8 protein-coding genes are annotated in these 10,498 nt (G+C 70.3%); 7 read left to right on the forward strand and 1 reads right to left on the reverse strand.

Annotated features, from left to right (window positions below):
• Positions 1–185: 185 nt before the first annotated feature.
• Positions 186–674 carry a hypothetical protein gene (locus ACK4LS_RS11105; RefSeq protein WP_409717070.1) on the forward strand — a complete coding sequence of 163 codons (489 nt, stop codon included), beginning with the start codon at positions 186–188 and terminating at the stop codon, positions 672–674.
• Positions 675–1,053: 379 nt separating this feature from the next.
• Here the strand turns inward: ACK4LS_RS11105 and ACK4LS_RS11110 are convergent, their stop codons facing one another.
• Positions 1,054–1,980, reverse strand: a complete 927-nt coding sequence (locus tag ACK4LS_RS11110; protein ID WP_409717072.1) for a heme o synthase — start codon at positions 1,978–1,980, stop codon at positions 1,054–1,056.
• Between the two features lie 227 nt (positions 1,981–2,207).
• On the opposite strand from ACK4LS_RS11110, the gene tkt reads away from it, so the two are divergent.
• The 6 genes from tkt to pgl are packed head-to-tail and all read left to right on the forward strand — an operon-like array spanning position 2,208 to position 10,354.
• A complete protein-coding gene (tkt, locus tag ACK4LS_RS11115) occupies positions 2,208–4,307 on the forward strand; it encodes a transketolase (RefSeq protein ID WP_409717074.1) in 2,100 nt (699 codons plus the stop codon).
• A gap of 18 nt (positions 4,308–4,325) precedes the next feature.
• Positions 4,326–5,447, forward strand: a complete 1,122-nt coding sequence (gene tal / locus ACK4LS_RS11120; RefSeq protein WP_409717076.1) for a transaldolase — start codon at positions 4,326–4,328, stop codon at positions 5,445–5,447.
• Positions 5,444–7,069: a glucose-6-phosphate isomerase gene (locus ACK4LS_RS11125; RefSeq protein WP_409717078.1), complete on the forward strand. Its 1,626-nt coding sequence runs from the start codon at positions 5,444–5,446 to the stop codon at positions 7,067–7,069. The genes tal and ACK4LS_RS11125 overlap by 4 nt, the downstream gene beginning before the upstream one ends.
• A gap of 2 nt (positions 7,070–7,071) precedes the next feature.
• On the forward strand, positions 7,072–8,622 hold the full coding sequence (zwf, locus tag ACK4LS_RS11130; RefSeq protein ID WP_409717080.1) for a glucose-6-phosphate dehydrogenase: 1,551 nt from the start codon (positions 7,072–7,074) through the stop codon (positions 8,620–8,622).
• The gene (locus ACK4LS_RS11135; RefSeq protein ID WP_409717081.1) at positions 8,619–9,566 is read left to right on the forward strand and encodes a glucose-6-phosphate dehydrogenase assembly protein OpcA; all 948 of its coding nucleotides are present in this window, start codon (positions 8,619–8,621) and stop codon (positions 9,564–9,566) included. The genes zwf and ACK4LS_RS11135 overlap by 4 nt, the downstream gene beginning before the upstream one ends.
• Positions 9,563–10,354, forward strand: coding sequence for a 6-phosphogluconolactonase (gene pgl, locus ACK4LS_RS11140; RefSeq protein ID WP_409717083.1), 792 nt, complete (start codon positions 9,563–9,565; stop codon positions 10,352–10,354). Before ACK4LS_RS11135 ends, pgl begins: the two co-directional genes overlap by 4 nt.
• Positions 10,355–10,498 lie beyond the last annotated feature (144 nt).

Consider the following 10,498-nt stretch of genomic DNA (forward strand, 5'->3'; position numbering starts at 1 on the left):
CCCCTGCCGACCGGACGCGGCCCTTATACGCTCATAGGGCATTCATCGGCGACCCCTACGTCGCGCACCGTCCGGTGAGGGATGGTGGATCTTCCGGGCGCCACCGCGCCCGGACCGTCCCGTCGTCCCCCGCTTCGGGACCCGCATTCCGGCGTCCCCCGCCGGAGCCACAAGGAGTACATGCCATGCAGACCCGTCCCCGCCTGGTGACCAGCATCCCGTTCTGGGTGCTCGTCGCCGGATCCCTGGCCGCCCTCGCCGGCGGACTCGCGATCGTCCTCAACGGGATCGACGCGATGGAGCAGGTGCTCAACGACCCCAACGCCACCGTCGTCCAGGTCTACGTCGGCCAGTCGTGGGTCGTCGTGGGTGCCGCGGTGCTCGGAGCCGGCGCCGTCGGTCTCGTCGCAGCCCTCGCCCTCGCCGCGGCGACCGCCCTGGTGCGCCGCCCCGACGCATCCATCGAGGCCATCGACTGGACCAGCGACGACAACACGACGGTCGAGGCCGTCCCCGCCGCTCCCTTCGCCCCGGCCACCACCGCGACTCCGCTCGCGGTCGAGGATGCCGACATCGAGACCCCCTCGACGGCGACGGCGCCCCCGCAGGCCGCGGCCGCGGCGCAGCACGACGCCCCGAAGCTCGACGCCGGCGACGACACCACGCGTCGCTGACCCCGCGAGATCGAAGCGCCCGCTCCCTTTCGGGGGCGGGCGCTTCCGCGTGTACGGGGCCGGTACCGCGTGGGCAGGGCCGTGCCGCGTGCACGGGGCCGTGCCGCGTGCGCGGGACCGGTGTCACGTGGGCGGGACCGGTGTCACGTGGGCGGGACCGGTGTCACGTGGGCGGGGCCGGTGTCACGTGCGCGGGGCCGGTGTCACGTGGGCGGGGCCGGTGTCACGTGGGCGGGGCCGGTGGCGCGTGTACGGGGCCGGTGCCGGGCCGGTGCCGCGTGTACGGAGCCGTGGGGTCGGCCGTCGGGCGCGAGACGTCACGATCCTCGGGAACGCGAAGACGCCCGCCCCGCTGAGGGACGGGCGTCGTCGAGAGCGCTCAGAAGGGCAGGAGCGGGTCGACCGCGATGGCCACGAAGAGCAGCGTGAGGTACGTGATCGACGCGTGGAAGACCCGCATCGGGCGAGGCTCCCCGCCGCGCACGGCGCGGGAGTAGAGCCGGTGCGACTCGTAGATGAACCACCCGCCGAAGACGAGTGCCGAAACGGTGTAGACGAGGCCCATCGAGGCGACGGGGATGAGCAGCAGCGAGCAGGCGACCGTCGCCCAGGCGTACAGGATGACCTGCAGACCCACCTGCGATCCGCTGCGCGTGGCGCCCAGCATCGGCACGTCGACCTCGTCGTATTGCGCGGCGTACTTCATCGACAGCGGCCAGTAGTGCGGCGGCGTCCACAGGAACACGAGCAGGAACAGGATGAACGGCGCCCACGACAGCGACCCCGTCACGGCCGACCAGCCGATGAGCACGGGGAAGCAGCCGGCGATCCCGCCCCAGACGATGTTCTGCTCGGTGCGCCGCTTGAGGATGATCGTGTAGATCACGACGTAGAAGAAGATCGCGACGGCCGACAGACCCGCGGCGAGCGGATTGGTGAACACGAGCAACCAGACCGTCGACACCATCGCCAGCGTCCAGGCGAAGGTGAGGGCGCCCCGGGGCGACACCTCCCCCGTCACGAGGGGACGGTTCTCGGTGCGCTGCATGTGGGCGTCGATGTCGCGGTCGAGGTACATGTTGAACGCGGCAGCGGAGCCGGCGCTCAACGAACCGCCGATGACCGTGGCGAAGATGAGCCACAGGTTCGGGAGGCCGCCCTGCGCCAGGATCATCACCGGCACGGTGGTCACCAGCAGCAGCTCGAGCACACGGGGCTTCGTCAGGGCGACATAGGCCCGGAGGGTTCGTCCGACGGAGCGGCGATCGTTCGTCGCAATGACGTGCGACGTCGTCGAGATGTCCATCGTCCCCCGGGGTAGCGCGTGTAGAGATCCCTTCGATTCTAGGCCATCCCCACCACACGACCGGCCGCCTGTCGACCCCCGTCACGAACGGCAACGGTGTCGGCCGTTCTCGCTATGCTGGCGAAGAACGCGCGCCCCGCGCCGACACCCCACCCCCCTCCCACTCCTACGGTGGTGAGCGCGGACGTCGACCGTGAACCGGGCGCTGTATCGAGAAAGGCACCGTGTTGTCGGACTTCGAATGGGACGAGATCGATCGGCGCGCGGTGGACACCGCTCGCATCCTCGCGGCGGACGCCGTCGAGAAGGTGGGCAACGGCCACCCCGGAACCGCGATGTCGCTGGCCCCCGCCGCGTACCTGCTGTATCAGCGCGTCCTGCGCCATGACCCGGCAGACACGCACTGGCCCGGCCGCGACCGCTTCATCCTCTCGGCGGGACACTCCTCGCTGACGCAGTACGTGCAGCTCTACCTCGGCGGGTTCGGCCTCGAGCTCTCCGACCTCCAGGCACTGCGCACCTGGGGCTCGCTCACCCCCGGCCACCCCGAGTTCGGCCACACCGACGGCGTCGAGATCACCACCGGCCCGCTCGGCCAGGGCCTCGCCTCCTCCGTCGGCTTCGCCTACGCCGCCCGCTACGAGCGCGGCCTGTTCGATCCCGAGACCCCGGCCGGCGAGAGCCCCTTCGACCACTTCGTGTACGTCATCGCCGGCGACGGCGACCTGCAGGAGGGCGTCACCAGCGAGGCCTCCTCGCTCGCCGGCCACCAGGAGCTCGGCAACCTCATCGCGATCTACGACTCCAACCAGATCTCGATCGAAGACGACACCAACGTCGCCTTCACCGAAGACGTCCAGAAGCGCTACGAGGCGTACGGCTGGCACGTGCAGACCGTCGACTGGAAGAAGACCGGCCAGTACGTCGAAGACGTCGCCGAGCTGCACGCCGCCCTCGAGGCGGCCAAGGGCGAGACGAGCAAGCCCTCGCTCATCATCCTCAAGACGATCATCGGCTGGCCGTCGCCCGGAAAGCAGAACTCCGGCAAGATCCACGGCTCCGCCCTCGGCGCCGACGAGTTGCGTGCCACGAAGGAGGTGCTCGGCTTCGACCCCGAGCAGCACTTCGCCGTGGCCGACGACGTGCTCGCCCACACGCGTGAGCTGGCCACGCGCGGCGAGGCCGAGAAGGCCGCCTGGCAGTCGGCGTTCGACGCCTGGGCTGCCGCGCACCCGGAGCGCAAGCAGCTGTGGGACCGCCTCCAGGCCCGCGAGCTCCCCGCCGACATCGCCGACGCCCTCCCGGCGTTCGAAGCCGGCAAAGACGTGTCGACCCGAGCCGCCAGCGGAACGGTCATCAACGCCCTCGCGGCCGAGCTCCCCGAGCTGTGGGGCGGTTCGGCCGACCTCGCCGAGTCCAACCTGACGACGATCAAGGATGCCAAGTCCTTCATCCCCTCGTCGTGGTCCACGCACGAGTGGTCCGGCGACCCCTACGGCCGCGTGCTGCACTTCGGCATCCGCGAGCACGCCATGGGCGCGATCCTCAACGGCATCGTGCTTCACGGCCCGACGCGTCCGTTCGGCGGCACCTTCCTCATCTTCAGCGACTACATGCGCCCCCCGGTGCGCCTGGCCGCCCTGATGAACATCCCGACCATCTTCGTCTGGACCCACGACTCCGTCGCCCTCGGCGAGGACGGCCCGACGCACCAGCCGATCGAGCAGCTCGCCACCCTCCGCGCCATCCCGAACTTCGCCCTCGTGCGACCCGCGGATGCCAACGAGACCTCTGTCGTCTGGCTCGAGATGCTGCGGCGCACCGCCGGTCCCTCCGGCATCGCGCTGACCCGCCAGAACATCCCCGTCTTCGCCCGCGGCGACGGCGAGGCCTCGGGCGACGAGTTCGCTTCGGCCGCCGGCGCCGTGAAGGGTGCGTACGTGCTCGCGGAGGCCAAGAACGGCCAGCCCGACGTGATCCTCATCGCGACGGGCTCCGAGGTCCAGCTCGCCGTCGAAGCGCGCGAGACGCTCGCCGCCGAGGGCGTGCACGCCCGCGTCGTGTCGGCCCCGTCGCTCGAGTGGTTCGCCGAGCAGGACGAGGCGTACCGCGAATCCGTGCTGCCGGCCGCGGTGAAGGCGCGCGTGTCGGTCGAGGCCGGCTCGGCCCTCAGCTGGCACAGCATCGTCGGCGACGCCGGCCGCTCCGTCGCGATCGAGCACTTCGGTGCCTCGGCCGACTACAAGACCCTTTTCCAGAAGTTCGGCATCACGGCCGAGGCCGTCGTCGAGGCCGCCCGCGACTCGCTCGCCGCGGCGAAGAAGTAACAGAGGAGAACCACGACCATGAGCACTCCCACCGCAGACCTCGCCGCTCAGGGCGTCAGCATCTGGCTCGACGACCTGTCGCGTCAGCGCATCCAGTCCGGCAACCTGGCCGAGCTGATCGAGAAGCGCAACGTGTCGGGCGTCACGACCAACCCCACGATCTTCGCCGGTGCCCTCTCCAAGGGTGAGGCGTACGAGGGCCAGGTCCAGGAGCTCGCCGCTCAGGACGCGAGCGTCGACGAGGCGATCTTCTCGATCACCACCGATGACGTCCGCGACGCGTGCGACATCTTCCTCCCCGTGTTCGAGGCGACGAACGGCGTCGACGGCCGCGTGTCGATCGAGGTCTCCCCCGACCTCGCGCACGACACCGAGGGCACCGTCGCGCAGGCGAAAGACCTGTCGGCCCGCGTCGACCGCAAGAACGTGCTGATCAAGATCCCCGCGACCAAGGCGGGCCTGCCCGCCATCACCGAAGTCATCAGTGCCGGAATCTCGGTGAACGTCACGCTCATCTTCAGCCTCGAGCGCTACGAGGAGGTCATCGACGCCTACCTCGCCGGAGTCGAGAAGGCGCAGGCGGCCGGTCACGACATCTCGACCCTGCAGTCGGTGGCGTCCTTCTTCGTCTCGCGCGTCGACACGGAGATCGACAAGCGTCTCGCCGCGATCGGCACCGACGAGGCCGCCTCGCTCAAGGGCAAGGCCGGCATCGCGAACGCGCGCCTCGCGTACGAGCTCTACGAGAAGAAGTTCGCCGAGCCGCGCGCGACCGCCCTGCTCGACGCCGGCGCGACCGTGCAGCGCCCGCTGTGGGCGTCGACCGGCGTCAAGGACCCCGCCCTTCCCGACACGCTCTACGTGACCGAGCTCGTCGCTCCCGGCACCGTCAACACGATGCCCGAGAAGACCCTCGAGGCCACGTTCGACCACGGTGAGATCGCGGGAGACACGGTCACCGGCGCCTACGCCGAGGCCCACGAGGTGTTCGACCGTCTCGCGGCGGCCGGCGTCGACGTCACCGATGCGACGCAGGTGCTCGAAGACGAGGGTGTCGAGAAGTTCATCGCCTCGTGGCACGAGCTGCAGGACACCGTGAAGACCGCTCTGCAGGCCGGAAGCGCCCAGGCCGCGAAGTGAGCTTCGCCGTCAAGGTCACGGGCCACGTCAAGTCGGTCGTCGACGCCGAGCTGCCGGTTCTGACCGGTTCGCTCATCGCGTCGGGGATCACCGCGGGCGACGCGAGCCTGTGGGGCGCGGCCGCTGAAGACGAGGCATCCCGTCGGCTCGGGTGGGTGCGGGCGGTCTCCGTCTCGCGCCCGCTCGTGCCCGAGATCACGGCCCTGCGCGACGAGCTCGTCGCGCAGGGCGTGACCCGGGTCGTGCTGGCCGGTATGGGCGGCTCCTCCCTCGCCCCGGAGGTCATCGCGCAGACGGCCGGCGTGCCCCTGGTCATCCTCGATTCGACGGCCCCCGGACAGGTGCTGGCCGCCCTCGACGGCGACGCCGAATCGGGTGGTCTCGACAAGACCGTGCTCGTGGTGTCGAGCAAGTCCGGTGCGACGATCGAAACGGACTCCGCCAAGCGCGCCTTCGAGGCGGCGTATCGCGACCTGGGCATCGACCCGGCTGACCGCATCGTCGTCGTGACCGACCCGGGTTCACCGCTCGAGGAGTCTGCCCGCGCCGACGGCTACCGCGTCTTCACGGCAGATCCCACGGTCGGCGGGCGCTACTCGGCCCTCACCGCTTTCGGACTCGTGCCGGCCGGTCTCGCCGGCGTCGACATCGACGACCTCCTCGACGAGGCGGATGCCACGCTCCTCGAGGTCGCGATCGATTCGCCCGAGAACCCCGCCCTGGTGCTGGCCGCGGCCATCGCGGGCGGCGGACCGAACCGCCGCGACAAGCTCGGCCTCGTCACCGACGGCAGCCATATCCGGGGCCTGCCCGATTGGATCGAGCAGCTCGTCGCCGAGTCGACGGGCAAGAACGGCACCGGCATCCTGCCCGTCGTCCTCCTGCCCGTCTCCCCCGAGCTCGAGACGAAGCCCGACGACCTGCAGGTCGTGCGCTTCGTCGACGACGCCGACGCCTTCCACCTGTTCGAGCGGCACACCGGCGAGGTGCTGGTGAGCGGCTCGCTCGGTGCGCAGTTCGTCGTGTGGGAGTACGCGACGGCGATCGCCGGTCGCCTCCTCGGCATCGATCCCTTCGATCAGCCCGACGTCGAGTCGGCGAAGGCGGCGACGCGCGGACTGCTCGAGGCGCAGCCCGCCCCGACTGCTCCGGCCTTCGTGGCCGACGGTGTCGAGGTGCGCGTGTCCGACCCCGCCCTCGCAGCGGACGGAACCGTCGCGGGCGTGCTCGCGGCCCTCTGGGCGCGCGTCCCCGCAGACGGCTACGTCGGCATCCAGGCGTACGTGAACCGGCTCGAGATCGCTCAGCTGGCCGGGCTCCGCGAGCTGGTGGCGGCCGACTCCGGTCGTCCGACCACCTTCGGGTGGGGTCCGCGCTTCTTGCACTCCACCGGTCAGTACCACAAGGGCGGGCCCGCCACCGGCGTCTTCCTCCAGATCACCGAACGCACCGACGTCGACCTCGAGATCCCCGGTCGGCCGTTCACCTTCGGACAACTCATCCAGGCACAGGCCGCGGGAGACGCGAGCGTGTTGGCGGAGGCCCATGGCCGTCCCGTCGTCACGCTGACGCTGACCGACCCGCAGGTCGAAGTGCTCTCACTCTTCGAGGCGGCACAGTAAGCATGGTCGTAGAGATCACACCGGGTCACAATCCCCTGCGCGACCCCGAGGATCGCCGCTTGAGTCGGATCGCCGGGCCCAGCGCCCTGGTGATCTTCGGCGTCACCGGCGACCTCTCCCGTAAGAAGCTCATGCCGGCGGTCTACGACCTCGCCAATCGCGGGCTCCTTCCCCCCGGATTCGCGCTCGTCGGCTTCGCGCGTCGTGACTGGGAGGACCAGGACTTCGCCGAGGTCGTCTACGAGTCGGTCAAGAAGTACGCGCGCACCGAGTTCCGCGAGGAGACGTGGAAGGAACTGCTCGAGGGCATCCGCTTCGTGCAGGGCGAGTTCGACGACCCCGAGGCGTTCCGGCGTCTGCGCGACACCGTCGACAAGCTCGACACCGAGCGGGGCACGATGGGCAACCACGCGTATTACCTGTCGATCCCGCCCAAGGCGTTCCCCGTGGTGACCGCGCAGCTGAAGGAATCGGGGCTCGTCGGAGACGAGGCCGACGGCGTCACCGGGTGGCGCCGCGTGGTCATCGAGAAGCCGTTCGGTCACGACCTGGCCTCGGCGCGCGAGCTCAACCAGTCGGTGGAGAGCGCTTTCCCCGCCGACTCGATCTTCCGCATCGACCACTACCTCGGCAAGGAGACGGTCCAGAACATCCTGGCGCTGCGCTTCGCCAACGAGCTGTACGAGCCGATCTGGAACCGCAACTACGTCGATCACGTGCAGATCACCATGGCCGAGGACATCGGCGTGGGCGGGCGGGCCGGCTACTACGACGGCATCGGCGCGGCGCGCGACGTCATCCAGAACCACCTCCTGCAGCTGCTCGCCCTGACGGCGATGGAGGAGCCCATCAGCTTCAACGCCGCCGACCTGCGCGCCGAGAAGGAGAAGGTGCTGGCCGCGGTGCGTCTGCCCGAGAATCTCGCGGAGGCCACGGCACGCGGGCAATACGCCGGCGGCTGGCAGGGCGGCGAAGAGGTGCACGGCTTCCTCGACGAGGACGGCATGAACCCCGACTCCGTCACCGAGACCTACGCCGCCATCAAGCTCGAGATCAACACGCGCCGCTGGTCGGGTGTGCCGTTCTACGTGCGCAGCGGGAAGCGTCTCGGGCGCCGCGTGACCGAGGTCGCGGTGGTGTTCAAGCGCGCTCCGCAGCAGCTGTTCTCGCGCAGCCAGACGCAGGAGCTCGGACAGAACGCGCTCGTCATCCGTGTGCAGCCCGACGAGGGCGTCACGATCCGCTTCGGCTCGAAGGTCCCCGGTGACGGCACGCAGGTGCGCGACGTCACGATGGACTTCGGCTACGGGCACGCCTTCACCGAGGCAAGCCCCGAAGCCTACGAGCGCCTCATCCTCGACGTGCTGCTCGGCGACCCGCCGCTGTTCCCGCGTCACGAGGAGGTCGAGCTCAGCTGGAAGATCCTCGACCCGATCGAGGAGTTCTGGGCCGCTCAGGGCGGTCCGCTCGAACAGTATTCGCCCGGTTCGTGGGGTCCGGCATCCGCCGATGAACTCCTCGCCCGCGACGGCCGCACCTGGAGGCGCCCGTGATCATCGATCTGCCCGACACCACCGTCAGCGCCATCTCGAAGAAGCTCGTCAGCGTGCGCGAGGAGGGCGGCGCCGTCGCCCTCGGCCGCGTGCTGACGCTCATCATCGTGACCAACCACGGAGCCGAGGAGGAGGTCATCGAGGCCGCCAACGACGCCTCGCGCGAGCACCCGATGCGGGTGATCGCCGTGCTGTTCGGCGACGATGACGAGGAGCCGCGTCTCGACGCGCAGATCCGCGTGGGCGGCGACGCCGGCGCGAGCGAGGTCGTCGTGCTGCGCGCCCACGGCGCGGCCGGCTCGAACGCCGAAAGCCTCGTCACCGGGCTGCTGCTCCCCGACGCACCCGTGGTCGCGTGGTGGCCCGCCGACGCTCCGGAGTTCCCCTCCCGCTCGGCGATCGGCCGCATCGCGCAGCGCCGCATCACCGACGCGTCGTCGCAGGCGGATCCCGCCGCGTGGGTCGCCCAGTTGGGCGAGCACTACGCGCCCGGTGACACCGACTTCGCCTGGACGCGCGTCACGCGATGGCGTGAGCAACTCGCCGCCGTGCTCGACCAGCCGCCGTTCGAGCCCGTCACCGCGATCGAAGTGCGCGGCGCCGCCGACTCCCCCTCCACGGCTCTGCTCGCCGCATGGCTCGGGATGAAGCTCGAAGCTCCCGTCGACTACGCGTACCTGCCCGCCGAGGAGTGGGCCAGCGGCATCAAGTCGGTGCGGCTGACGCGTCCGAGCGGCGACACGCTGCTCGAGCGTCCGGAGGCGGGCGTCGCTGTGCTGACCCAGCCCGGCCAGCCCACTCACGACCTGGCGTTCCCGCGGCGCACGCTGCGCGAGTGCCTCGCCGAAGAACTGCGCCGCCTCGACCCCGACCTCCTCTACGGACGTGTGATCACCCAGGGTCATGACCTGCTGCTCGCCGCGAGCCGGAGAGACGCCTCATGACCGACAGCGGGTGGGCGAAGCGCGTCATCATCAAGCGCGACGCCGACGCCCTCGCCGAGTACGTGGCCACGCGCCTCATGAATCGCATCGTCAAGCGCGTCGCCGAGGGCAAGCGCATGCACGTGTGCCTCACGGGTGGGACGATGGGCGGCGCCGTCCTGCGCACCGCGGCGCGCGACGAGCGGGTGAACGACATCGACTGGTCGCTCGTGCACTTCTGGTTCGGCGACGAGCGCTTCGTCCCGCGCGACTCCGACGACCGCAACGAGAAGCAGGCGCGCGAGGCGTTCCTCGACCACCTCGACATCCCGGCCGAGAACATCCACGCGGTGGCCTCGAGCGATGACGGTCTCGATCTGGATGCCGCAGCCATCGCGTACGCAGACGAGCTGGCTCAGTTCGCCCCCTCGGACCGCAGCGAGACAGGCCCCTGGCCCTCGTTCGACATCTGCTTCCTGGGCGTGGGCCCCGACGCGCACATCGCCTCGCTCTTCCCGGACCGGCCCGAGATCTCCGTCACCGATCGGGCGACCGTCCCCGTGCGCGAATCCCCCAAGCCGCCGAGCGAGCGCGTCTCGCTCACGCGACCGGTGATCAACTCCTCCAAGCGGGTGTGGATGGTCATCGCGGGAGCCGACAAGGCGGCCGCCCTGGGTCTGGCTCTCGCGGGCGCGAGCTACCAGAGCGTGCCCGCCGCGGGCGCGAAAGGACGCCGCCGTACGGCGTTCTTCGTCGACGAGGTCGCGGCCGACCAGGTGCCGCCGCAGCTCATCGACCGCGATTACTGAAGAATCCTCGTCGAGGAAGGCCCGGGTGCACGGCATCCGGGCCTTCCTCGTCGGTGGGGGAGGAAATCTTCCGGCTCTTGCGCCCGCCGCGGCGCGGACCTACTCTTCGAACAGGGGGGCATCCCGGTCCGGTCCGACGATCTC

The sequence above is a fragment of the Microbacterium sp. genome, assembly GCF_046295495.1.
Classification (GTDB): domain Bacteria; phylum Actinomycetota; class Actinomycetes; order Actinomycetales; family Microbacteriaceae; genus Microbacterium.

Bases quoted from the DNA above. Each gene is read 5' to 3' on its own strand.
- ACK4LS_RS11105 (WP_409717070.1), top strand. From the start codon at position 186: ATGCAGACCCGTCCCCGCCTGGTGACCAGCATCCCGTTCTGGGTGCTC.
- ACK4LS_RS11110 (WP_409717072.1), bottom strand. From the start codon at position 1,980: ATGGACATCTCGACGACGTCGCACGTCATTGCGACGAACGATCGCCGC.
- tal (WP_409717076.1), top strand. From the start codon at position 4,326: ATGAGCACTCCCACCGCAGACCTCGCCGCTCAGGGCGTCAGCATCTGG.
- zwf (WP_409717080.1), top strand. From the start codon at position 7,072: ATGGTCGTAGAGATCACACCGGGTCACAATCCCCTGCGCGACCCCGAG.
- pgl (WP_409717083.1), top strand. From the start codon at position 9,563: ATGACCGACAGCGGGTGGGCGAAGCGCGTCATCATCAAGCGCGACGCC.